This is a genomic window from Agreia sp. Leaf335, from assembly GCF_001423605.1.
Lineage (GTDB): Bacteria > Actinomycetota > Actinomycetes > Actinomycetales > Microbacteriaceae > Agreia.
The window spans coordinates 20,269-41,820 of record NZ_LMOQ01000004.1 but is presented as its reverse complement, the minus strand read 5'-3'; the positions used below and the strand labels follow the sequence as shown (position 1 = coordinate 41,820).

The 21,552-nt window shown below is 67.1% G+C and carries 21 protein-coding genes; 15 read left to right on the top strand and 6 right to left on the bottom strand.

The window, feature by feature from the left end; genetic code table 11:
- Positions 1-10 precede the first annotated feature (10 nt).
- Both ASF79_RS14700 and pdxR read right to left on the bottom strand, forming a co-directional pair.
- On the bottom strand, positions 11-643 hold the full coding sequence (locus tag ASF79_RS14700) for a GrpB family protein (RefSeq protein WP_055856295.1): 633 nt from the start codon (positions 641-643) through the stop codon (positions 11-13).
- A gap of 76 nt (positions 644-719) precedes the next feature.
- Entirely contained in the window at positions 720-2,147 is a 1,428-nt protein-coding gene (pdxR, locus tag ASF79_RS14695; RefSeq protein WP_055856292.1) for a MocR-like pyridoxine biosynthesis transcription factor PdxR, read from the bottom strand.
- 78 nt (positions 2,148-2,225) lie between these two features.
- On the opposite strand from pdxR, the gene ASF79_RS14690 reads away from it, so the two are divergent.
- Complete coding sequence (locus ASF79_RS14690; protein ID WP_055856289.1) at positions 2,226-2,840, top strand: GNAT family N-acetyltransferase; 615 nt, start codon at positions 2,226-2,228, stop codon at positions 2,838-2,840.
- Positions 2,841-2,880: 40 nt separating this feature from the next.
- Entirely contained in the window at positions 2,881-3,729 is an 849-nt protein-coding gene (locus ASF79_RS14685; RefSeq protein WP_055856286.1) for an NAD-dependent epimerase/dehydratase family protein, read from the top strand.
- A 57-nt stretch (positions 3,730-3,786) separates the two neighbouring features.
- Here ASF79_RS14685 and ASF79_RS14680 read toward each other — a convergent pair whose 3' ends face one another.
- The gene (locus ASF79_RS14680; RefSeq protein ID WP_055856283.1) at positions 3,787-4,383 is read right to left on the bottom strand and encodes an NADPH-dependent FMN reductase; all 597 of its coding nucleotides are present in this window, start codon (positions 4,381-4,383) and stop codon (positions 3,787-3,789) included.
- A 136-nt stretch (positions 4,384-4,519) separates the two neighbouring features.
- Between ASF79_RS14680 and ASF79_RS14675 the strand changes: the two genes are divergently transcribed.
- Together ASF79_RS14675 and ASF79_RS14670 are read left to right on the top strand one after the other, a co-directional pair.
- Positions 4,520-4,927 (top strand): winged helix-turn-helix transcriptional regulator, encoded by a 408-nt coding sequence (locus ASF79_RS14675; RefSeq protein ID WP_082495947.1) that lies wholly within the window; start codon positions 4,520-4,522, stop codon positions 4,925-4,927.
- 74 nt (positions 4,928-5,001) lie between these two features.
- The gene (locus ASF79_RS14670; protein ID WP_055782992.1) at positions 5,002-5,217 is read left to right on the top strand and encodes a hypothetical protein; all 216 of its coding nucleotides are present in this window, start codon (positions 5,002-5,004) and stop codon (positions 5,215-5,217) included.
- A gap of 174 nt (positions 5,218-5,391) precedes the next feature.
- Here the strand turns inward: ASF79_RS14670 and ASF79_RS14665 are convergent, their stop codons facing one another.
- Positions 5,392-6,006 (bottom strand): N-acetyltransferase, encoded by a 615-nt coding sequence (locus tag ASF79_RS14665; protein ID WP_055856278.1) that lies wholly within the window; start codon positions 6,004-6,006, stop codon positions 5,392-5,394.
- A gap of 269 nt (positions 6,007-6,275) precedes the next feature.
- Here ASF79_RS14665 and ASF79_RS17195 point away from each other — a divergent pair, with 269 nt between their 5' ends.
- The 6 genes from ASF79_RS17195 to ASF79_RS14640 all read left to right on the top strand — a co-directional run bounded on the left by ASF79_RS17195 (position 6,276) and on the right by ASF79_RS14640 (position 14,048).
- Positions 6,276-6,365, top strand: coding sequence for a potassium-transporting ATPase subunit F (locus ASF79_RS17195; protein ID WP_104279474.1), 90 nt, complete (start codon positions 6,276-6,278; stop codon positions 6,363-6,365).
- Positions 6,366-8,039 (top strand): potassium-transporting ATPase subunit KdpA, encoded by a 1,674-nt coding sequence (gene kdpA / locus ASF79_RS14660; RefSeq protein ID WP_055856276.1) that lies wholly within the window; start codon positions 6,366-6,368, stop codon positions 8,037-8,039.
- Between the two features lie 14 nt (positions 8,040-8,053).
- Complete coding sequence (gene kdpB, locus ASF79_RS14655) at positions 8,054-10,153, top strand: potassium-transporting ATPase subunit KdpB (protein WP_235480666.1); 2,100 nt, start codon at positions 8,054-8,056, stop codon at positions 10,151-10,153.
- A 63-nt stretch (positions 10,154-10,216) separates the two neighbouring features.
- Entirely contained in the window at positions 10,217-10,828 is a 612-nt protein-coding gene (gene kdpC / locus ASF79_RS14650) for a potassium-transporting ATPase subunit KdpC (RefSeq protein WP_055856272.1), read from the top strand.
- A 2-nt stretch (positions 10,829-10,830) separates the two neighbouring features.
- Entirely contained in the window at positions 10,831-13,365 is a 2,535-nt protein-coding gene (locus ASF79_RS14645) for an ATP-binding protein (RefSeq protein ID WP_055856271.1), read from the top strand.
- Positions 13,362-14,048 (top strand): response regulator, encoded by a 687-nt coding sequence (locus tag ASF79_RS14640; protein WP_055783007.1) that lies wholly within the window; start codon positions 13,362-13,364, stop codon positions 14,046-14,048. The genes ASF79_RS14645 and ASF79_RS14640 overlap by 4 nt, the downstream gene beginning before the upstream one ends.
- A 32-nt stretch (positions 14,049-14,080) precedes the next feature.
- Here the strand turns inward: ASF79_RS14640 and ASF79_RS14635 are convergent, their stop codons facing one another.
- Entirely contained in the window at positions 14,081-14,461 is a 381-nt protein-coding gene (locus ASF79_RS14635; RefSeq protein WP_055783010.1) for a hypothetical protein, read from the bottom strand.
- Between the two features lie 90 nt (positions 14,462-14,551).
- Between ASF79_RS14635 and ASF79_RS14630 the strand changes: the two genes are divergently transcribed.
- From ASF79_RS14630 to ASF79_RS14610, 5 genes are all read left to right on the top strand, one after another.
- On the top strand, positions 14,552-15,574 hold the full coding sequence (locus ASF79_RS14630) for a LacI family DNA-binding transcriptional regulator (RefSeq protein ID WP_055856268.1): 1,023 nt from the start codon (positions 14,552-14,554) through the stop codon (positions 15,572-15,574).
- A gap of 423 nt (positions 15,575-15,997) precedes the next feature.
- Positions 15,998-18,430, top strand: a complete 2,433-nt coding sequence (locus tag ASF79_RS14625; protein ID WP_055856265.1) for a family 43 glycosylhydrolase — start codon at positions 15,998-16,000, stop codon at positions 18,428-18,430.
- A 104-nt stretch (positions 18,431-18,534) separates the two neighbouring features.
- On the top strand, positions 18,535-19,155 hold the full coding sequence (locus tag ASF79_RS14620; protein ID WP_104279481.1) for a hypothetical protein: 621 nt from the start codon (positions 18,535-18,537) through the stop codon (positions 19,153-19,155).
- A 99-nt stretch (positions 19,156-19,254) separates the two neighbouring features.
- The gene (locus tag ASF79_RS14615) at positions 19,255-20,322 is read left to right on the top strand and encodes a COG1470 family protein (RefSeq protein WP_055856259.1); all 1,068 of its coding nucleotides are present in this window, start codon (positions 19,255-19,257) and stop codon (positions 20,320-20,322) included.
- Positions 20,319-20,699: a hypothetical protein gene (locus tag ASF79_RS14610; RefSeq protein ID WP_156366283.1), complete on the top strand. Its 381-nt coding sequence runs from the start codon at positions 20,319-20,321 to the stop codon at positions 20,697-20,699. Before ASF79_RS14615 ends, ASF79_RS14610 begins: the two co-directional genes overlap by 4 nt.
- A 20-nt stretch (positions 20,700-20,719) precedes the next feature.
- On the opposite strand, the gene nadE is transcribed toward ASF79_RS14610, so the two are convergent.
- Complete coding sequence (gene nadE, locus ASF79_RS14605) at positions 20,720-21,541, bottom strand: ammonia-dependent NAD(+) synthetase (protein WP_055856254.1); 822 nt, start codon at positions 21,539-21,541, stop codon at positions 20,720-20,722.
- Between the last annotated feature and the right edge of the window lie 11 nt (positions 21,542-21,552).

Below are 21,552 nucleotides of genomic sequence, written 5' to 3'. Positions count from 1 at the left end.
CGCGCGGGCGTCAGCTCAGAAAACCCGAGGCGCGGAACGCGCGTTCATAGATGTCGAGGATCACTGTCTGTTTTCTGGCGTTGTAGTCCATGACGGCGTCGTCGTCGCGCTGGGCGGCGGCGGCGGCGCGTTTCGTATCGGCGTACAGCTTTCGGTCGCTCGCGCTGGCGCGCAACCAGTTGCGGAAGACGAGATGCTTGATCGGCTCCGGGCTATCGGGCCCGAAGATATGGATGTTCGTGGCCGGGCCGCCGTCGGTCGGTGCGACGCGATCGTCCGAGCGTCGGCCGCCGCGGAACAAACGGTGTTCATGCCACCAGGGCTCGCGCACGGTGAGAACGAATCCCGCCTCCTGCAGTCTGCTCACGTACCCCGCCTCGTCGGCCGGATCGGCGACCGTGACGTCGATGTCGATGACCGGCTTGGCGGGCAGGCCCTCGACGGCGGTCGATCCGACGTGATCGATGCGGATGGCCCGCAGGCCGAGCAGCTCGCTGAGTCGGTCGCCGATCTGTCGGGCCTGCGTCGGCCACGCCGGGTCGTACTCGACAAGCTCGATGGTTGCGGGCATGGGCTCGACGACCCAGGGGTTGCCGGCGGCCGGTTCATCGGAGAACTCTGTGATCTGACGCGTAGAAGGCATCGGGACAAGCTATCAGGGCGACGCGGCCGATAACGCAGGTGGGGATGTCAGCCCATAGGCAGGATGATCGACCCGGTCAGGCCGTCTCGCGCCGGATCGTGGCGAGTGCCGCCTGTAGCTCGAGATCGGTCGCCGCTCCGTAGCCGAATACGATTCCCTCGCGAGGCGGGGCGGTCGGCGCGAAGTAGTGTCTGGCGAGCTCGGTCACGACGACGCCACGACGCGACAGACTTTCTGCCAGATCGGCGTTGCCGCTGCCTGCGGGCGACGAGAGCACGGCGTGCAGCCCGCCGTCGAGCGCGCTGAGCGTGAGAGACGATCCGAGCTCGCGACCGAACGCATCCCGAACCAGGGCGCGCTTGTGCGCGTACGCTCGCCGGGTGCGGGCGAGGTGCCGGCTGAGTCCGCCGCTCTCGAGGTAGTGCGCCAGCGCCTGCTGCGGGATGCCCGACACGGTCTCGCCGACGTCGACCCGGGCATCCAGAATCGCGGCACGCAGCGCCGGGTCGCGCACCACCACGTAGCCGCAGCGCAGCCACGGGGTGATGACCTTCGAGTAGCTGCCGACGTGGACGACCAATCCGGAGTCGTCGAGCGACGCGATCGACGGCAGTGCCCGCCCGAGGTGGCGGAATTCGCTGTCGTAGTCGTCTTCGATGATGATCGAGCCTGTTCGCGCAGCCCACTCGAGCAGCTGAAGCCGCCGCCCCACGTCGAGGCTTCCTCCCAGCGGATACTGGTGGCTGGGCGTGACCAGCAGTGCGGTCAGTCGCTCACTCTGCACGGCGTCGAGGTCGACCCCGCCGTCGATGACGTCGATGGGCACGAGTTCGGCCCCGAACCGTGCGAGCACCGTGCGACTGCCGACGTGGCCCGGGTTCTCGCATCCCACCCGCAGGTGGCGGCCGTGCCGGGCCGCGAGCCCGAGCGCGACCAGCGCGAGCCCCTCTCGCGCGCCCGAGGTGACGATGACATCGTCGGGGTCGCACGCGAGACCACGAGCGTGAAACAGGTGCCGCGCGATCCGCTCGCGCAGGGCGGGCAGCCCCGCTGCGGGCGGGTAGACGGCGGGCACCTCGCCCGCGGTCGCTCGGCGCCAAGCCGCTGCCCAGTCGCCGCGCGTGATCGACGCGGTCGAGGGGATGCCGGGGCGCAGCTCGATGGGTGGGCTCGAGGGGGCGGTCGGTGCGGGATCGCCGGCGTTCACCCGTATCTCCGTGACGACATTCTCAGCGTGCGGCGCTCGCGGAGGCACGCGTGTGGAGACGAAGGTGCCCGAACCCTGAACGGTCTCGAGGTATCCCTCTCCCGACAGCTCGTCGTAGATGCGCACGACGGTTCCACGCGCGATTCCGACGGCGGATGCGACGGCGCGGCTCGACGGCACCGCGTCACCCGGTCGCATCCGGCCGCCGAGGATCGCCGCGCGGAGCCCCGCCGCGAGTCTGTCGGCACCCTCGGGTGCGATCATCTCGACGATATCGACTGCGCGCGCGTGCCTCATGGACTCCCTAACTGGTCTATGCGAGTTCGCCAATAGTGGCATACCCGATGATCCACTGCTGCGCCCAGAATCGGAGGCATGACACTGACGATCGCCCCCACCACCCTCACCGGAACCCACGTCGTTCTCGAGCCGCTCAGTCACGACCACCACGACGGGCTTGCGGATGCCGTGCGAGACGGCGAGCTCTGGAAGCTCTTCTACACGACGGTGCCATCACCCGAGGGCATGCGCGCCGAGATCGATCGGCGGCTGCGGCTGCAGGAAGAAGGCTCGATGCTGCCCTTCACGACCCGCGTGCGCGACGCCCAGACCGGCGAGCCCGGTCGCATCATCGGAATGACGACCTACATGGACATCGATCACACGACGCCGCGACTCGAGATCGGCTACACCTGGAACGCAGCCTCGGCTCATGGAACGGGAACCAATCCCGATTCGAAACTGCTGCTGCTCGGGCACGCCTTCGAGACCCTCGGATGCGTGGCCGTCGAGTTCCGCACCAATTGGATGAACCAGCAGTCGCGCGAGGCGATCGCCAGACTCGGCGCGAAGCAAGACGGGGTGCTGCGCAGCCATACCCGCATGGCGGATGGAACGCTGCGCGATACCGTCGTGTTCTCGATCGTCGAGAGCGAGTGGCCATCGGTGCGCGCGGGGCTGCGGCGCCGCGTCGAGAAGGTTCGAGGCTGACGTCCGATCGATCGTTTTCCGCTGAAGCGAGGATTTTTCTATGCGCATCTTCATCGCTGGTGGTTCGGGTGTACTCGGTCGTTCCCTGATTCCGCTGCTCATAGAGCTCGGCCACGAAGTCACCGCGACGACCCGTTCGGCCGATAAGTTCTCGCTGATCAGCCGTCTCGGTGCAACCCCGGCCGTGTTCGACGCGCTCGACAGAGATGCAGCGTTTCACGCGGTGAGCGAGGTTCGACCCGATGTGGTCGTTCACCTCCTGACCGATCTGAGTTCGGGCGACTCCTCCAGCAATGCCCGGTTGCGTGTGAGAGGCACTCGCAACCTCGTCGACGCGGCGATGCGGGTTGGAACGCCCCGAATGATTGGGGAGAGCATCTCCTGGGTCTACACGCCCGGACTCACCCTCGCCGAGGAAGGAGAGCCGCTCGATGCCGATCCTGCCGAGCCGAGGCACACCACGATTGCCGCTGTGAGGGCGCTCGAGTCGTGTGTGCGAGAACTTCCCGACCATGTTGTGCTGCGCTTCGGCCAGCTCTACGGGCCGGGTACCTGGTTCTCACGCAACGGTCGCTTTGGCGACGACGCACGAGCCGGACGCCTGATGGCCACAGACACGGTTGCGTCGTTCATCCACACGACCGACGCCGCTCGCGCTGCTGTGCTCGCATTGGATTGGGCGAGCGGCGTCTACAACGTCGTCGATGACGAGCCTGCCTCGGGTCGGGAGTGGGCGCCACGGTTCGCTGTGGGCGTCGGCGCATTTGGACCGCTCGACTCCCACTCCCGCCCCGGCGATATCGGCCGACCTGTCTCAAATGCCCGCGCCCGTGCACGTGGTCTCGAACTGACCTACCCGAGTTGGCGCGACGGGTTCCGTTCTCTGTGATTGGCGCCGCCGAGCCGGCCCATCGCATCCGGTGATGGGCCGACTGGGGTCAGACGATCAGGCGACGACGGTCTCGTCGGCGTCAGTGGGCACGACGGGAGCGTGCAGCGGCTCGAGAGCCTTCGACCAGGCCACGAGCTGGTCGAGCATCGTGTCGACCTGCGGAAGCAGGTAGTCGTTGGGCGTGAAGACGGAGTAGTTCTCGAACTCGGTCACGAGCGAGATGGCGACCTGGGCGCGAACCGTCGCCAGCTGCAGCTCGGATGCGACGAGTCTCAGGTGCTCGACCGCGCGGGCTCCACCGACCGAACCGTAGCTCACGAAGGCCGCGGCCTTGTTGTTCCACTCGTTGTAGAGGTAGTCGAGGGCGTTCTTGAGTACGCCCGAGGTGGAGTGGTTGTACTCGGGGGTCACGAACACGTAGCCGTCGAACTGGGCGATCTTCGCCGACCAGGCCTTCGTGTGCTCGTTCTGGTAGTTACCCCACGCGGGCGAGCCGGGCTCGTCGAAGTGGGGGAGCGGGAAGTCGGCCAGGTCGACGAGCTCGAAGGTCGCGTCGTCGCGCTTCACGGCGATGTCACGAACCCACTTGGCGACGGCCTCTCCGTTGCGTCCGGGGCGCGTGCTGCCGAGAATGATTGCGATTGTGGTCATCTGGTTTCTCTCCTTAGGAACTTTTCGTGCGTAACGCACGTTGTCAGTCATACGAAGAGGTCGGAGGCGCGATTTAGTCCCGTCGCCGGCCGCGCACTTTGGAGTGCGTCACGCACACGAAGGGAAGTCACGCGTTATGACGGCACTGTCGATAACGGCCGCTGCAGAATCGGTCGAGGGGCTCGACAAGGCGTGCGAGGTTCCGTCCACTCGAGACCTCGTGCGCGACATCTTCACCATGACGGGGGATCGCTGGTCGATGCCTGTCATCCGAGCCCTCGACGAAGGCCCGGTGCGCTTCACGGCTTTGATGCAGGCCGTCGAGGGCATCTCGCACCGGATGCTCACCCGCACGCTTCGCTCGCTGCAGAGGGACGGCCTGGTCGGTCGCACCAGCTACCCCGAATCGCCACCGCGGGTCGAGTACGAGCTCACCGAGTTGGGCCAGACGCTGAGCGAACCCGTGCGGGCCTTCGTCGCGTGGACGCAGCTGCACCAGTCCGAGATAGAGGAGAGTCGACAGCAGTTCGACGGAGTGAGGTAGTCGCCAGCGCGCTTGCCGCGAATTCTCAGCGCGCACTCATACGGTGGAGGCACTCAACCGGAAGGAACGACACCATGGGTTTTCTCGAGAACGCCAAAGACGCTGCAGAGGCCACCGGTAAGAAGATCGGCGAGGCCGTCGACGACGCCAAAGAACGCCTCAGCGACAAGGCCGACGAGGTTCGAGCCGACGCCGAGGTCAAGCGGGCAGAGGGCGACGTGAAGCGCGCCGAAGCGGAGCGCGACGCCACCGAAGCCAAGAACGAGTACAAAGAGAAGCTGCGCGACTAGTAGCGACAGAACGAACGAGGGCCCCGGGTGACGAACCCGGGGCCTTCGTCGTGCGCGGGCCCTCTTTTCTCGCGCTCACACCCACCATGTGGCGCAAATCGACCCAAACCACGCGGCTTCGGTCGATTTGTGACAGGTGGTGCCGCATATCTGAGCGCGCGTCCGTCCTCACGTTCACCGCCCGCGGAGGGTGACGATGCGGGCGACCTCCAGCCATCCGAGGCTGTCGTATAGCTTGCGCCCGCTGACGCTCGCCATGAGCAGGCCCGTCGCAGCGTTGTTATCGGCAGCCCAAGCTGTGAGACCGGTCATGACCAGACGACCGAGGCCGCGGCGGCGGAACTCGGAAGTGGTCTCGATGCGATCGAACACCACGTCTGCGGCGCTCAGCGCAGCCTGTCCACGGGCCGCGAGTGCACCATTCACCTCGATACGAGCGTGGGCGACCCGGCCGTTTTCTTCGATGATCACGATCGCCGGCGAGGCAGTGGGCACGATCGATGTGGTCATCATGCGTTCGTCGCTCGTGACCGGGTCGAGGCCGCCCACTGCGCCACGGCTCTGCGCGTCGAGGTCTCCGACGAGCGTCAGCCACACGTCCGGCGCGGCGGTCGCAGCCACCAAACGGTAGAGCTCGGGGAGCGACGGTGATTCGCTGATGTACTCCCAAGAGCGCGTCTCAGCGGCCACCTCGACGAGCCAGCTGTCGCCGTCACGCGCGCTCAGCATCCCGCGAGAAACGGCCCAGCCGTCGACCCATCGGTCGACGAGTGCTCTCGTCTCGGTCATGACTCCACGGTAGCCGGTGCCCTTCGACAGGCTCAGGGAACAGCCACAGCCGTATCGACATCGTATGGATGCGCGAGGCGCCCGTTAGGAATCCGTTAGGGCGCGGGATGCCGCCCGAAAGCAGGTATCTACTCGGATGAGCGACCCCGGCCGGGGCGCGTCACGTCACATCATCCGATGGAGTTTTCCGTGCTCGACCTCGTCTACGTTCTCGGCATCTTCGCCGCGTTCGCGCTCGTCGGCGTCATCGCCTGGGGGGTGTCGAAGCTGTGATCGTCTTCGACACGCTCGCGGCGGTGCTCGCCGTCTCGGCCCTCGCGTATCTCGTCTACGCCCTCGTGAAGCCGGAGAAGTTCTAGATGGACTCCTCACTTCTCGCAATCCTGCAGGTCGGCGCCCTCGCGCTCGTTCTCGTCGCCATCCACCGGCCGCTCGGCGACTACATGGCCCGCATCTACTCGTCGACGAAAGATCTGCGTGTCGAGCGCGGCTTCTACCGCCTCATCGGCGTGGATGCCCGTGCCGAGCAGAGCTGGATGGCGTACCTCCGCAGCGTGCTCGCGTTCTCGCTCATCGGCGTGCTGCTGGTCTACGCTCTCCAGCGCGCGCAGGCGGTGCTCCCGTACTCCCTCGGCTTGCCGGCCGTTCCCGAGGGGCTGTCGTTCAACACGGCGGTCTCGTTCGTCACGAACACCAACTGGCAGAGCTACTCGCCCGAGGCGACCATGGGCTACACGGTGCAGCTCGCCGGCCTCGCCGTGCAGAACTTCGTCTCTGCCGCGGTCGGAATCGCCGTGGCCATCGCCCTCGTGCGCGGCCTCGCCCGCACACGCCAGGGCACCCTCGGCAACTTCTGGGTCGACCTCACCCGCGGCACCCTGCGCCTGCTCCTGCCTCTTGCGGCACTCGTCGCGATCGTCCTGATCGCGGGAGGCGTCATCCAGAACTTCGCCGGCTTCACCGACGTGACCACGCTGTCAGGCGGAACTCAGAGCATCCCGGGCGGCCCCGTCGCCAGCCAGGAGGCCATCAAGATGCTCGGCACCAACGGTGGCGGCTTCTTCAATGCCAACTCGTCGCACCCGTTCGAGAACCCGACCGGGTTTACGAACCTCGTGCAGATCGTGCTGATGCTCGCCATCCCCTTCAGCCTGCCCCGCACCTTCGGCGCGATGGTGGGAGACAAACGCCAGGGCTACGCGATCCTCGCGGCCATGGCGGCCATCTTCGTGGTCTCGCTCACCGCACTCACCCTGTTCGAGTTGAACGGCGCCGGCACTGCCCCGCAGCTGGCGGGCGCGGCGATGGAGGGCAAGGAGACCCGCTTCGGCATCGCGGCCTCGACACTCTTCGGCTCGACCTCGACGCTCACGTCGACCGGTGCGGTCAACTCGATGCACGACTCGTTCACCTCGCTGGGTGGCATGATGCCCATGATCAACATGATGCTCGGCGAGGTCGCACCGGGAGGCGTGGGTTCCGGTCTCTACGGAATGCTGATCCTCGCCGTGATCGCGGTCTTCATCGCCGGCCTGCTGGTCGGACGCACGCCCGAGTACCTGGGCAAGAAGCTCGGCCCGCGGGAGATCAAGCTCGCGAGCCTCTACATCCTCGTGACTCCCACGCTGGTGCTCGCCGGAACGGCCCTGAGCTTCGCGATTCCGGCGATCAGGGCGGATGTCGAGGGCACGTCGATCCTGAACCCCGGGCTCCACGGCCTCAGCGAGGTGCTCTACGCGTTCACCTCGGCCGCCAACAACAACGGATCCGCGTTCGCGGGGCTCACGGCGAACACCCCCTGGTTGAACACCACTCTCGGTGTGGCCATGCTGTTCGGCCGATTCATTCCGATCGTGCTGGTGCTGGCGCTCGCGGGCTCGCTCGCCGCGCAGCCGAAGATCCCCTCGACCGCGGGCACCCTGCCCACGCATCGTCCGCAGTTCGTGGGCCTGCTCGTGGGCGTCACGATCATCGTGTCGGCCCTCACCTATTTCCCCGTTCTCGCACTCGCTCCACTCGCTGAAGGGCTGTAACCACAGCTATGTCCATGCTCACCGCAACAGTCATCCCCGCTCTGCCGGGGGCCCTGCGCAAGCTCGATCCACGCCAGATGTGGCACAACCCCGTGATGTTCGTCGTCGAAGTCGGCGCCGTGCTCACGACTCTGCTGGCCGTCGCCGAGCCGTTTCTCGGCGGGCCGGCCTCATCCGGCGGCTCACCCGTGCCGGCCACGTTCACCGCGGGGATCGCGGTGTGGCTCTGGCTCACCGTGGTCTTCGCGAACCTGGCCGAATCCATCGCCGAGGGCCGCGGAAAGGCCCAGGCCGACAGCCTGCGCCAGACCCGCACCTCGACGACCGCGAATGTGATCGCGTCGTACGACGCCGAATCGGATGCCGGTGGCCTGCGCGCCGAGACACGTCCGGTCTCGAGCGCCGAGCTCACGCTCGGAGACCACGTCGTGGTCACCGCGGGCGAGTTGATCCCGGGCGATGGTGACATCGTGTGGGGCATCGCCTCGGTCGACGAATCGGCGATCACGGGTGAATCCGCTCCCGTCGTGCGGGAATCCGGCGGCGATCGAAGCGCCGTGACCGGCGGCACCCGCGTGCTGTCGGATCGCATCGTCGTGCGCATCACGTCGAAGCCCGGCGAGACCTTCGTCGACCGCATGATCGCGCTCGTCGAGGGCGCCTCGCGGCAGAAGACGCCGAACGAGATCGCCCTGAACATCCTGCTCGCCAGCCTCTCGGTCATCTTCGTGGTCGTGGTGCTGACGCTCAACCCGATCGCCGGATACTCCGCGGCCTCGGTGAGCGTTCCCGTGCTCGTCGCCCTGCTCGTCTGCCTGATTCCGACCACCATCGGAGCTCTGCTCTCGGCCATCGGCATCGCCGGCATGGACCGCCTCGTGCAGCACAACGTGCTCGCCATGTCGGGCCGCGCCGTCGAGGCTGCGGGCGACGTGACCACGCTGCTCATGGACAAGACCGGAACCATCACCTACGGAAACCGCCAGGCGGCCGAGTTCTCGGCGCTCGACGGTGTCGCGCCGCTCGAGCTCATCGAGGCCGCCGCCAGCTCGTCGCTCGCCGACCCCACCCCCGAGGGCAAGTCGATCGTGGTGCTCGCCGAGACGAAGGGCTTCGTGACGCCCGACGATATCGACGGGGTGATCGTGCCGTTCACGGCGCAGACCCGCATGTCGGGGCTGGATCTTCCCGACGGATGCCAGATCCGAAAGGGCGCGGGCTCCGCCGTGCTCGCGTGGGTCGAGGAGTCGGGCAGGGCGGCCTCGTCGACCATCGCCCAGCTCGACGAACAGGTGCAGCGCATCTCGAACGCGGGCGGCACGCCCCTGGTGGTCGCCGTGAAGGCGCCGCCCGTCGGAAAGCAGCCGGGCGAAGCCCGCATCCTGGGTGTCGTCTATCTCAAGGACATCGTGAAGGAGGGCATCGCCGAGCGGTTCGCCGAGCTGCGGGCCATGGGAATCCGCACCGTGATGGTGACGGGAGACAACCCGCTCACCGCGAAGGCCATCGCGGCCGAGGCCGGGGTCGACGACTTTCTCGCCGAGGCCACGCCCGAGCAGAAGCTCGAGCTGATCAAGCGCGAGCAGGAGGGCGGCAACCTCGTCGCCATGACCGGCGACGGCACCAACGACGCGCCGGCACTGGCCCAGGCCGACGTGGGAGTCGCGATGAACACGGGCACCTCGGCCGCGAAGGAGGCCGGCAACATGGTCGACCTCGACAGCGATCCGACCAAGCTCATCGACATCGTGCGCATCGGCAAGCAGCTGCTCATCACCCGCGGCGCGCTCACCACGTTCTCGATAGCGAACGACGTGGCCAAGTACTTCGCCATCATCCCGGCGATGTTCGCGGGCGTGTTCCCCGGGCTCGCGGTGCTCAACATCATGCAGCTGCACTCGCCGGCCTCGGCCATTCTCTCGGCGATCATCTTCAACGCCATCATCATCGTGGTGCTCGTGCCGCTGGCCCTGCGCGGCGTGAAGTACCGGGCACTCTCGGCCTCGCGCATCCTCGGCCGCAATCTGCTGATCTACGGACTCGGCGGAGTCGTGGCGCCCTTCATCGGCATCAAGCTGATCGACCTCGTCGTCACCCTGATCCCTGGTTTCTAGGTCTCGATACGGCCGCAGGCGGCCTACTCGACCAGCGCATTCATACAAGAAAGAAGCACGAAAATGAGTTCACGTTCACGCAGCGGCCGCCAGTACTGGGTCGCCCTGCGGGCGATGGTGGTCTTCACCGTCGTTCTCGGCATCGGCTACACGGCTGTCGTCACCGGTATCGGGCAGTTGGCCCTCCCGGCCCAGGCCGGCGGCCAGCCGGTGTCGGATGCCGACGGCCAGGTCGTCGGCTCGGCCCTCATCGGGCAGTCGTTCACCGACGCCGACGGCAACGCTCTTCCCCAGTGGTTCCAGTCGCGTCCGTCGGCCGCGGGCAGTGGATACGACGGAACCGCCTCTAGCGGCAGCAACCTCGGCCCCGAGAACGCCGACCTCATCGCGGCGATCGGTGAACGTCGAGCGGCCGTGGCTAAACTCGAAGGCGTGTCGGAGTCCGAGGTTCCCGCTGACGCCGTCACCGCGTCGGCATCCGGTCTCGACCCTCAGATCAGCCCGGAGTACGCGCGACTTCAGGTCGCCCGCGTGGCGGAGGCTCGTGATCTGCCCGAGGCGAAGGTCTCTGCTCTCGTCGACTCGTTCGTCGAGGGTCGCGATCTCGGAATCCTCGGAGACCCGACGGTCAATGTGCTCGAGTTGAACCTCGCGCTCGCGTCGATGGCCGGCTGATCATGGGGCGCGGCCGCCTGCGTGTGCTGCTCGGTGCCGCGCCCGGCGTCGGCAAGACATACACGATGCTCGAGGAGGGCACCCGACTCGCCGCCGAGGGCCGCGACGTGGTCGTGGCGGTCGTCGAGACCCACGGGCGATCGGCCACCGCGCGCATGCTCGGCGGCCTCGAGGTCGTGCCGCGCCTGGCCGTGACGCATCGCGGGGTGACGCTCAGCGAGATGGATCTCGACGCCGTGCTCGAGCGGCATCCGAATGTGGCGCTCGTCGACGAGCTCGCGCACAGCAATGCGCCGGGGTCGCGCCACGAGAAGCGCTGGCAAGACGTCGAGACCCTGCTGGATGCCGGCATCGACGTGATGACGACCGTCAACATCCAGCACATCGAGTCGCTCACCGACGTGGTCGAGCAGATCACGGGAGCGCGCCAGCAGGAGACGGTGCCCGATTGGGTCGTGCGCTCGGCCGAGCAGCTCGAGGTCGTCGACCTGGCCCCCCAGGCACTGCGCGACCGCCTCGCCGATGGACGCGTGTACCCCGCTGCGCGCATCGATGCTGCCCTCTCGAACTACTTCCGACTCGGCAACCTCACGGCGCTGCGCGAGCTCGCCCTGCTCTGGCTGGCCGACGAGGTCGATTCGGCGCTCAAGTCGTATCGGGCCGACCACGGAATCGCGAGCAAGTGGGAGGCCCGGGAGCGCGTGGTCGTGGCTCTGACCGGAGGCCCTGAGGGCGAGACCCTGCTGAAGCGAGGCGCCCGGATCGCCGCCCGGTCGGCCGGCGGCACCCTCGTCGCCGTGCACGTGACGAGCCAAGACGGTCTGCGCGCGGCTCATCCCGGGGCGCTGGCCGCGCAGCGCTCGCTCGTCGAATCGCTGGGCGGGACATTCCACCAGGTGGTCGGCGACGACATTCCCGCGGCTCTCGTCGACTACGCCCGTGGAGTGAACGCGACCCAGCTCGTGATCGGAGTGAGCCGCCGAACCCGCCTCAGCGCAGCCCTCTCCGGCCCGGGTATCGGGGCGACCGTGATCCGCGCATCCGGTGACATCGACGTTCACATCGTGACGCACGCGGCCGCGGGGGGAAAGCTGCGTCTTCCCCGGTTCAGCGGATCGTTGACCGCGCGTCGCCGGATTCTGGGATTCGTGCTCGCCCTCGGAGGAGGGCCGCTGGTGACCTGGCTGCTCGTCACGCTGAGGTCCGACGAGTCGATCACCTCAGACGTGTTGACGTTCCAGCTGCTGGTGGTTCTGGTGGCGCTGGTCGGCGGAATCTGGCCGGCGCTGTTCGCCGCCCTGCTCTCGGGACTCACGCTCGACTTCTTCTTCGTCTCTCCGCTCTACACGGTCTCGGTCGGCGAACCCCTGCACCTGCTGGCGTTGGCGCTGTACGTCGTGAACGCCGTGCTGGTCAGCGTGGTCGTCGACACCGCGGCCCGGCGCTCGCGGCAGGCGAGGCGGGCGGCGGCGGAGTCGGAGCTCCTCGCGAGCATCGCCGGCAGCGTTCTGCGGGGGCAGGATGCTCTGCAGGCGCTCGTGGACAGAACGCGCGAAGCCTTCAGGCTCAACGAGGTGCGGTTGAAGGCATTGGACGGCAGCATCCTGGCTTCGTCGTCGCTGTCGGAGTTCGAGGCCGAGGCTGGAGCCGGGACTGAGACCGTGTCGCATGCAGCGTCGACGATCGCGGTCGGCGACCGCGCCACGCTGGAGCTCTGTGGCCCGGACCTCGCCGCATCCGAGCGCCGGCTGCTCGGAGTCATCGCGGCCCAGATGGATCAGGCGCTCGAACACAGAGATCTGGCAGCGACCGCGAGCGAGGTCGGTCCTCTGGCCGTTGCCGATCGCATGCGCAGTGCTCTGCTCGCGGCCGTCGGTCACGATCTGCGCCGCCCTCTGACCGCGGCGACCGCCGCCGTGAGCGGGCTCCGGTCGACCGAGGTGGAACTCAGTTCGCATGACCGCACCGAGTTGCTCGATACGGCCCAGGAGAGTCTCGACACCCTTGCCGACCTCGTGACCGATCTGCTCGACGTCAGTCGCGTCGAGGCGGGTGTGCTGGCCGTGTCGATGCACGCGATCGATGTCGAAGACGTGATCGTTCCCGCGCTCGACGAACTGGAGCTCGGTCCCGATCGCGTGGAGCTCGCCCTCGACGGCGACGAGCGGCCGCCGGTGTTGGCCGACGAGGTTCTGCTGCAGCGGGTTCTGGTGAACCTGTTGTCGAATGCGGTGCGGTTCTCGCCCGAGGGGGCGAAGGTGCGGCTCTCTGCCAGCGCGTTCCGCGGCCGGGTCGAACTGCGCGTCGTCGACAGCGGTCCGGGTGTTCCCGGCGAACGGCGAGACGAGATCTTCGTGCCGTTCCAGCGTCTCGGCGACACCGACAATTCCACCGGTCTCGGGCTGGGGCTCGCCCTCTCGAAGGGTTTCGTCGAGGGCATGGGCGGAACGATCGAGGCCGAAGACACGCCCGGCGGTGGCCTGACCATGGTGGTCTCTCTTCCCGCAGTCCAGCCAGCAGCCGAGGAGAAGCCATGAAGATTTTGATCGCCGACGACGATCCGCAGATCCTGCGTGCCCTATCGGTGACTCTCCGTGCCCGCGGATACGACGTCGTGACGTCGCGCGACGGGGCCGAGGCCCTCAACGCGGCTATCGATCAGCACCCCGATCTGGTCATGCTCGATCTGGGGATGCCGAAGCTCGATGGCATCGAGGTGATCGAAGGGATCCGCGGCTGGTCGCAGGTGCCGATCCTCGTCGTGTCGGGGCGCACCGACGGGGCCGAGAAGGTGCTCGCGCTCGACGCCGGCGCCGACGACTACGTCACCAAGCCGTTTGCGATCGACGAACTGTTGGCGCGCATCCGAGCCTTGACCCGGCGGGTGCCGACGGCGGGCGACGAGGCGCTCGTGACGTTCGGCGACGTCACGATCGACCTCTCGGCGAAGCAGGTCACGAGACGAACGGATGCCGGTGGCGACGAGAGCGTTCGGCTCACGCCGACCGAGTGGATCATTCTCGAGACCCTGGTGCGGAGCCCCGGAAGGCTCGTGACGCGAGCAGCCCTGCTGACCGCCGTCTGGGGCCCGAACCACACGAACGACTCCGGATATCTGCGCGTCTATCTCGCGCAGTTGCGCAAGAAGCTCGAACAGGAGCCCGCGAGGCCGCGCCACCTGCTGACCGAGGCCGGCATGGGATACCGCTTCGTGTTGTGAGCCGAGCGCCGTCGGCTCGGTGAGCCCGAGGCCTAGTTGGCGATGCTCGAGGTCAGGACGCCGGCGTTCGTGAGCGCCGTGCCGACAGCGTGAGATGTGGCCTCGAATGCCGTCGCGGTCTTCGACGCACCGATCGCGCCGCCCTTCAGGGCGCCGACCGCGAGGTCGCGCGCGAGGCGAGCGACGAGCTGGCCGCGCTCGTCGACGAAGAACTGCGTGTCGAAGGCCATGTGCAGCTTCTTGCCCGCGAGTCCTCCCCAGAGAACGGTGGCGGCGGTGCTGCCGCGAACGGCGTGAAATCCGCCGTCGGTGTTCATGGTGATCGTGAAGCCCTCGGCGGTCAGCGCGTCGCCGATGATGGTCTTCGCAGCGTTGTGATCGCCGGAGATGAAGAAGTCGTAACTGGATGCCATGCACTGACAATAGCGGCACGACGAGTCCGATCCAGCGATGCCCTGGCGGTAAAGTCGAGTGTCTCCACTCCGCGAAGAACGGAAGCAGCGATGGACGTGAGCGATCAGCCCGGAAAGACCGGCATCCGTCTCGTCGCATCCCTCGCCGGGGTGTCGCACATGACCGTGTCACGGGTGCTCAACGGCCACACGAATATTCGGCCGGCCACCCGCCAGCGGGTGCTCGATGTGATCAGCGAGCTCAACTTCACCCCGAGCACGGCCGCGCGGGCGCTGGCCACTCACCGCTCGAGGCAGATCGGCGTGGTCGTGGAGAGCGCGGTCGAGTACGGCCCGATGAGCACCATTCGTGCCATCGAGGAGGCGGCCCGTGACATGGGCTACTCGCTGACGACAGCGACGAGCCATCGCGGCAAGCTGACGCCGACTCAGTCCGTGGAACATCTGCTGGCCCAGGGAGTGGACGCTCTCTGCATGATCGCCCCGCGCACATCGTCGCTGGTCGCTCTGCGGCAGATGGCCATAGCCGTGCCGGTTCTCGTGATCAAATCGACCGCAGACCGCACCTTTCTCACGGCCGGGGTAGACCAGGTTCTGGGTACGAATCTCCTGGTCGACCACCTCGCCGAGCTCGGGCACCGCGACATCCTGCATATCTCGGGTCCGCTCGACTGGTCTGATGCTCAGTCGCGGTTGCGAGCGTTCCATGCTCGCATTCGCGCTCTGGGCCTGCCGAAACGGCCTCACGTGGTGGGGGACTGGACGGCGGATACGGGGTACGAGTTCGCCCGTGCCCTCACCGGCATGCCCGACTACACGGCGATCTTCGCCGCGAACGACGACATGGCGCTCGGCATCATGCACGGTTTGCACGACCGCGGCATCGCTGTGCCGCATGATGTCAGCGTGGTCGGGTTCGACGATCTACCCACCTCACGACACCTGCGCCCGCCACTCACCACCGTCGAGCAGGACTTCACGGCGCTCGGCGTGAAGGCGCTGGAGCTTCTGCATTCGGCACTGGAGTCCGAGGTGTCGGCCAGGCATCTGAAAATCCCCAGTCGCCTCGTGGTGCGCGAGTCGACCGCGCCGCCACGCTCTGCCGCGCTGTAGCGCGGGCCGATCGACTTGATTAACACGCGTTTCCGGGTGCCGCCTTGTGAGCGCTAACAAAAGTTTCTGTGATTTACTTGACCGTCTTCGAGTGTTCCCGGTAACATCCTGACGAAGGTCACCCCCGCTCGGGGGTAACGCCTGGATCCTGGTTCGCGCTCTGCGACAGATCCGTCTCGCCACAGCAAAGGAGCTGGAATGAGATCGTCACTCTCGATGTCGTCGTTCGTCCCGACATCCCAGCACGGTGCCCTCGTTGTTACCGCTCTCAATGCGTCCGCGTGGGCCGACAGGAACCGCAACCCGCATCGCCGGATTAGTACAACGATGCACCCGCGCCACGTTGCTCCGATCGCGACGTCGTACGACGCCACGCCCTGCGGCTGAGAAAAGCACACCACGTCCAGCAATCAAGGAGGATAAATGGAACAGCTCGTGCACAACCGGTGGAGACGCCGGTCGAAGATAGGACTCGCGGGGATGGCCCTCGCGGCCCTTCTCGCGTCGTCGTTCTCGGCAAGTGCCTCATTCGCCGCGGATCAGGAACTGATCGTGAACGGCGGGTTCGAAAGCGGAACCGCCAATTGGATCGTGAACAACGGCAACGCGACCGACGGCGGCACCCTCGCCACGACCCCGGATGCGACCACGGGAGCCGCAGCGGCCCTGATCACCGGTCGGCTCAGCACCGGGTCCGGTCCACTGCAGGACCTCACCGGCAAGGTGCAGGCGGGCCAGACCTATACGGTCAAGGCACGCATCAAGTACGAGAACACCGCATCGCCCGCGACGAAGCAGTTCTTCGCAACCATGCACTACGGCGGAAGCACGTACACGAACCTCGGCAGCGTCACCGCGACGAAGGGCGAATGGGCGACACTCAGCGCGAACTTCACCATCCCGACTGCTCAGAGCGTCGGCACCGCCAGGCTGTTCTTCGAGACCCCCTGGGTCGCTGGAGCCACGGCCGCGGCTGAGCCGGCCACGCACCTGATGGACTTCAAGGTCGATGACGTCTCGCTCGTCGGCGCCGCCCCGCCCGCGCCCCCGTCGAAGACCATCGAGGTGGTCGGCAAGAACCCGGGAGAGCACAACCCCGTGATCTCGCACAAGTTCGGTGCCGACGCGTTCGGCTTCGTCGACAACGGTCGCGTCTACGTCTACATGACCAACGACACCCAGGGCTACGCTCCCAACCCGACGACCGGCGTCTCGCCGCAGATCAACTACGGCAGCATCAACCAGATCACCGTGATCTCGTCTGAGGACCTCGTGAACTGGACCGACCACGGCGAGATCCAGGTCGCCGGTCCGAACGGAGTGGCTCCGTTCACGACCAACTCCTGGGCGCCGGGCATGGCCAAGAAGACGGTCGACGGCGTCGACAAGTACTTCCTGTACTACGCCAACGGCGGAGGCTCGAGCAACGTGCTCACCGGCTCCTCGCCGATCGGGCCGTGGGTCAGCGAGCGCACCAGCACACTGATCAACAGCAGCACCCCTGGAGCTCAGGGCGTCAACTGGCTGTTCGACCCGGCTCCGCTGGTCGATGACGACGGCCAGGCCTACCTCTACTTCGGTGGTGGCCCCGCCTCGACGAGCCTTCCGGCAGCCGAGCGCTTCAACAACCCGAAGAACATCCGAGCCATCAAGCTCGGAGACGACATGGTGTCGACCGTCGGCGAAGCCGTCGTCGTGGACGCGCCGGTCGCCTTCGAGGCGGCGCAGGTGTTCAAGCGCAACGACAAGTACTACCTGTCGTATTCGTCGCACTTCGGTGGCAACGACTTCGGAGGCAACCAGACCGCTCTTCCCGGCTACCCGGGTGGCGGCCAGATCGGTTACCTGATGTCGGACGACCCGATGGTCTGGGACAAGAGCACCTACCAGGGTGTGCTGTTCCCGAACCAGAGCCAGTTCTTCGGAGCGGGTACGGGCGGTAACAACCACCAGTCGGTGTTCGAGCTCGATGGCAAGTACTACTTCACGTACCACGCACCGACGCTCAACAAGCGCATCAACGGCAACACCACGCAGGGGTACCGCAGCACCCACATCCAGGAGCTGACCTTCAACGAAGACGGAACCATCCAGCAGGTCGTCGGCGACTACGCCGGTGCCGATCAGATCAAGAACCTCGATCCGTACACCGTTCTCGAGGCCGAGACCATCGCCTACCAGCAGGGTCTCGCCACGAAGAAGATCGACGGCGGCTCGACGCAGTTCGGAACGGACGCGCCGAACCTCGTGCTCGACGACGTCGACAACGGCGACTGGACCTCTCTCTCCGCGGCCGACTTCGGTGACACCGGAGCCGCTTCGGTGACGGCCAAGGTCAAGGCGCTCGCGGCCGGCGGCACGATCGAGGTGCGTCTCGACGACCGTGCCTCCGACGTGATCGCCACCATCGATGTCGACTCACCGGTCGGCGAGTGGGGCGAGGTGTCGACCGAGCTCGAGGGAGTCACCGGAGTGCACGATGTGTACTTCACCTTCACCGGTCCGGCCGGGCAGAACCTCGCCGAGGTCGACACCTGGTCGTTCACCCAGGCGGCCGCTGCGCCGGTACTGGATGTCGTGGCGTCTGCTGGTTCGCGGTGTGCTGCGGGCAAGGCGCTGCTGACTGTTCAGGTGACGAACAACGATGAGGTGCCGGTGAAGCTGGTGATCGAGTCGGCTTACGGGTCGAAGACGATCGCTGCCGTGGCGCCGACGAAGAACGGATCTCATGCGTTCACGACTCGTCTGGCGAGTCTGCCTGCGGGTGAGGTGACGGTCACGGCATCGGCCACGATCGATGGCCAGCCTGTGAGCACCGTGCTGCCGGCGTCATACGACGCCAAGCCCTGCGGCTGATCCACCCGCGCGCGGGGCGGCCGGACTCCCGGGCTCGGCCGCCCCGCGTCATCCTCATAGCTCTTACCCCTGCACCATCTGCATCGAACGAAATGGAACCCACAATGCGTAAACGAGAATTCGCCGCCCGAACCTCGGCGGTGGTCGTCGGAACCCTGCTGCTGACCGGCCTCGCCGGCGCCGCCGCGGCCGAAGAGGTCGGAAGCGACGATGTCGATGTGAAAGTCGAGATCGCCGAGATCGAAGGCCCCGGAGTGCTCGCCATGAGCGTCGGCGGCACATCGACGACTCTCACCGAAACGGGCTCGACCGAGCTGGTGCGTCAGTTCACCGGAACTCTGCCGACGGTCACGGTCACCGACACCCGCGCCGCCGAGGACATCCCGGCCGATGTCGGATGGTACGTGCTCGGCTCCTCCACGGACTTCGTGGGCGACGCCGGCCAGGCACCCATCGGAGCCGAGTATCTGGGCTGGATCCCCGCCCTCATCGATGGCGGCGAATCCGGCCTGGTCGCCGAGGGCGACCCGGTCGACACCGCCATCGACGGAGGAGAGGACGGCGTGGGTCTCGTCGATCAGGAGCTGCTCGCGCTCGCCATCGACTCCGGCGCCATCGCAAGCGAGGGCCAGTGGACGGCCAACGCCAACCTGTTCCTGCGCACCCCCGCGACGGTCGCGCCGGGCAGCTACAGCTCGACTCTGACCCTGTCTCTGTTCGAGTAGTCACCGAGCGGGACTGCGCGCCCCCAACAGCGCAGTCCCGCTCGGTCTCGTCATCGGCTGCACCGCCCCATTCGCCCCAGTATTCGAGGTCTCCCTTCCGTGAAACCCAGAGAAACCGCACCCGGCGCCCGTCTCGCATCCGCCCTCGCAGCCCTCGCCGTCGCATCCGGTCTGGCGCTGACCGGCGTGGGGTCGGCCGCCGCCGCCCCTGCCGCAACGGACACCGCCGAGCCCACGATCACGTGGTCCGTGACTCCCGCCGATGCCGCCGGCCCCGACGGCCGGTCATGGATGGAGCTCGAGGGAGACCCGGGCCAGACCATCGACGAGCACCTCGCGGTGCGCAACCTCGGTACGACCGAGGTGACCTTCGCTCTCAATGCCGCCGACGGGTACTTCACGTCCAAGGGGCGGTTCAACATGCTTCCGCACGGCACCGAGTCGGTCGACGCCGGCACGTGGGTCGCAGTTCAGGAGAACGTCACCGTGGCGCCAGGCGGCATGGCCGTCGTTCCCGTCGCCGTCACCATCCCCGAGAATGCCACACCGGGCGATCACGCGGCCGGGCTCGCCGCCTCGATCTTCTCGAAGGGCACAGACGGAGGAGCCTCGGTGGGCGTCGAGAGCAGGGTGGGTTTTCGGGTTCTGACCAGGGTGACCGGAGAGATCGCGCCGTCGTTGGCCGTCGTCTCGAGCGCCGCCACGTACCGCTCGTCGTGGAACCCCTTCGAGCCCGGTTCGACCCGAATCGGCTACACGCTCGAGAACACGGGCAATGCGCGACTCTCGGTGAGCGGCTCCACCGTCGCCGGGGGCGTTCGTCTGCCGGATGCCTCTGGCGAGGCCGCCGCGCCCGTGGAACTGCTGCCGGGTGATCGCCGCACCTTTCAGCTCGAGGTGCCGGGTGCCTGGCCCGTGGGCCTGCTGAGCTACCCGCTCACCGTCGAACAGTCGGTGATCCTGCCGAACGAGGCAAGCGAACCCGCTGCCGCCCTGCAGCAGGACATCGAGGTGTGGGCGATCCCGTGGTCGCAGCTGGTCGTACTACTGGCGGTACTGCTCATCGTGGGCGGCCTGCTGTGGAGCCGGATGCGCCGCACGCGTCAGATGGAAAAAATGCTCGAAGCTGCTCGAGAAGAAGGTAGAAGATCGGTGGTCACCTCATGAACGATTCACGCACGACGACACGGGCCTCGAGAGGCTCCCGGATGGTGCTGCTCGGCTCCCTGACGCTGGCCATCGTGGCGGGTCCCGCGCCTCTCGCCGCGACGGCGGCAGGCATCGACGACGACGGGGTCGGCGTGCACGTGGAGATCACGCCGCGGCCGGGGGAGACGACGACGCCGAGCAATCCCGGTGGATCGGGCGGGTCCGGGCCGGGGTCGGGATCCGGCTCCGGCGAGGGCGGATCTGGCGGTTCGGGTCAGCTGTCGTCGACCGGCTTCGACGGGCTCGGGCTGCTCGCCGCCACGGGCCTCGGTGTCGGCCTGGCGGGCGGCATCCTCACCTTTGTCGGTCGCCGCCGCCGAGCGGACGGCGCCTGACGCAGGAGAACGAAGGGGCGTTACTTCCACCACGAGTCGGCCGGGCCGACGGGCAGGGCGCGCTTGTGGGCCGTCGCCGCGTAGCGGTCGATGATGGCGTCAGCCACGCGGTCTTCGACGTCTTTGCCCTCGAGGAAGTCGTCGATGTCGGAGTAGCTGAGCCCGAGGTTCGCCTCGTCTGTCTGACCCGGGGTGTTGTCGAGCAGATCGGCCGTCGGGGCCTTGAGATAGAGCCGCTCGGGCGCATCCAGTGCTTCGAGCAAGGCCCGGCCCTGTCTCTTCGAGAGGCCGGAGAGCGGAAGCACATCGGCTCCGCCGTCGCCGAACTTCGTGAAGAATCCGGTCACCGCTTCGGCGGCGTGGTCGGTGCCGACGACCAGCAGACCGGCGTCGCCCGCGATGGCGTACTGAGCGATCATGCGGGTACGTGCCTTGACGTTGCCCTTGTTGAAGTCGGTGATCGGAGTTCCGACGGCGTCGGCGAACTCGGCGGCGATGCCGTCGACACCGCGCTTGATGTCGAAGGTGACGACTCGCTCCGGCTTGATGAAGTTCAGCGCCAGCTGGGCGTCGTCTTCATCGGCCTGAACGCCGTAGGGCAGACGCACGGCGATGAACGTCGCGTCGACGCCCTCGCCCTGGAGCCTCTCGACGGCGAGTTGGCACAGCCGACCGGCGAGAGACGAGTCCTGCCCTCCGCTGATGCCGAGCACGAGACCCTTGGCTCCCGTTCGACGCAGGTAGTCGACGAGAAAAGACGTGCGGCGTTCGACCTCGGCCGTGGCGTCGATCGTGGGCAAGACGGTGAGGGCCTCGATGATGTGGGCCTGTTCTTCGCGCATGATGACAAAAC

What these genes read in the sequence shown, in the direction of transcription:
- kdpA (WP_055856276.1), top strand. Translation starts at nt 6,366, where the DNA reads ATGGACTCCTCACTTCTCGCAATCCTGCAGGTCGGCGCCCTCGCGCTC.
- kdpB (WP_235480666.1), top strand. Translation starts at nt 8,054, where the DNA reads ATGCTCACCGCAACAGTCATCCCCGCTCTGCCGGGGGCCCTGCGCAAG.
- ASF79_RS14675 (WP_082495947.1), top strand. Translation starts at nt 4,520, where the DNA reads ATGACGGCACTGTCGATAACGGCCGCTGCAGAATCGGTCGAGGGGCTC.
- kdpC (WP_055856272.1), top strand. Translation starts at nt 10,217, where the DNA reads ATGAGTTCACGTTCACGCAGCGGCCGCCAGTACTGGGTCGCCCTGCGG.
- ASF79_RS14635 (WP_055783010.1), bottom strand. Translation starts at nt 14,461, where the DNA reads ATGGCATCCAGTTACGACTTCTTCATCTCCGGCGATCACAACGCTGCG.
- ASF79_RS14680 (WP_055856283.1), bottom strand. Translation starts at nt 4,383, where the DNA reads ATGACCACAATCGCAATCATTCTCGGCAGCACGCGCCCCGGACGCAAC.
- ASF79_RS14685 (WP_055856286.1), top strand. Translation starts at nt 2,881, where the DNA reads ATGCGCATCTTCATCGCTGGTGGTTCGGGTGTACTCGGTCGTTCCCTG.
- ASF79_RS14645 (WP_055856271.1), top strand. Translation starts at nt 10,831, where the DNA reads ATGGGGCGCGGCCGCCTGCGTGTGCTGCTCGGTGCCGCGCCCGGCGTC.
- ASF79_RS14700 (WP_055856295.1), bottom strand. Translation starts at nt 643, where the DNA reads ATGCCTTCTACGCGTCAGATCACAGAGTTCTCCGATGAACCGGCCGCC.
- pdxR (WP_055856292.1), bottom strand. Translation starts at nt 2,147, where the DNA reads ATGAGGCACGCGCGCGCAGTCGATATCGTCGAGATGATCGCACCCGAG.
- ASF79_RS14630 (WP_055856268.1), top strand. Translation starts at nt 14,552, where the DNA reads ATGGACGTGAGCGATCAGCCCGGAAAGACCGGCATCCGTCTCGTCGCA.
- ASF79_RS14665 (WP_055856278.1), bottom strand. Translation starts at nt 6,006, where the DNA reads ATGACCGAGACGAGAGCACTCGTCGACCGATGGGTCGACGGCTGGGCC.
- ASF79_RS14640 (WP_055783007.1), top strand. Translation starts at nt 13,362, where the DNA reads ATGAAGATTTTGATCGCCGACGACGATCCGCAGATCCTGCGTGCCCTA.
- ASF79_RS14690 (WP_055856289.1), top strand. Translation starts at nt 2,226, where the DNA reads ATGACACTGACGATCGCCCCCACCACCCTCACCGGAACCCACGTCGTT.
- ASF79_RS14625 (WP_055856265.1), top strand. Translation starts at nt 15,998, where the DNA reads ATGGAACAGCTCGTGCACAACCGGTGGAGACGCCGGTCGAAGATAGGA.
- ASF79_RS14610 (WP_156366283.1), top strand. Translation starts at nt 20,319, where the DNA reads ATGAACGATTCACGCACGACGACACGGGCCTCGAGAGGCTCCCGGATG.
- ASF79_RS14620 (WP_104279481.1), top strand. Translation starts at nt 18,535, where the DNA reads ATGCGTAAACGAGAATTCGCCGCCCGAACCTCGGCGGTGGTCGTCGGA.
- nadE (WP_055856254.1), bottom strand. Translation starts at nt 21,541, where the DNA reads ATGCGCGAAGAACAGGCCCACATCATCGAGGCCCTCACCGTCTTGCCC.
- ASF79_RS14670 (WP_055782992.1), top strand. Translation starts at nt 5,002, where the DNA reads ATGGGTTTTCTCGAGAACGCCAAAGACGCTGCAGAGGCCACCGGTAAG.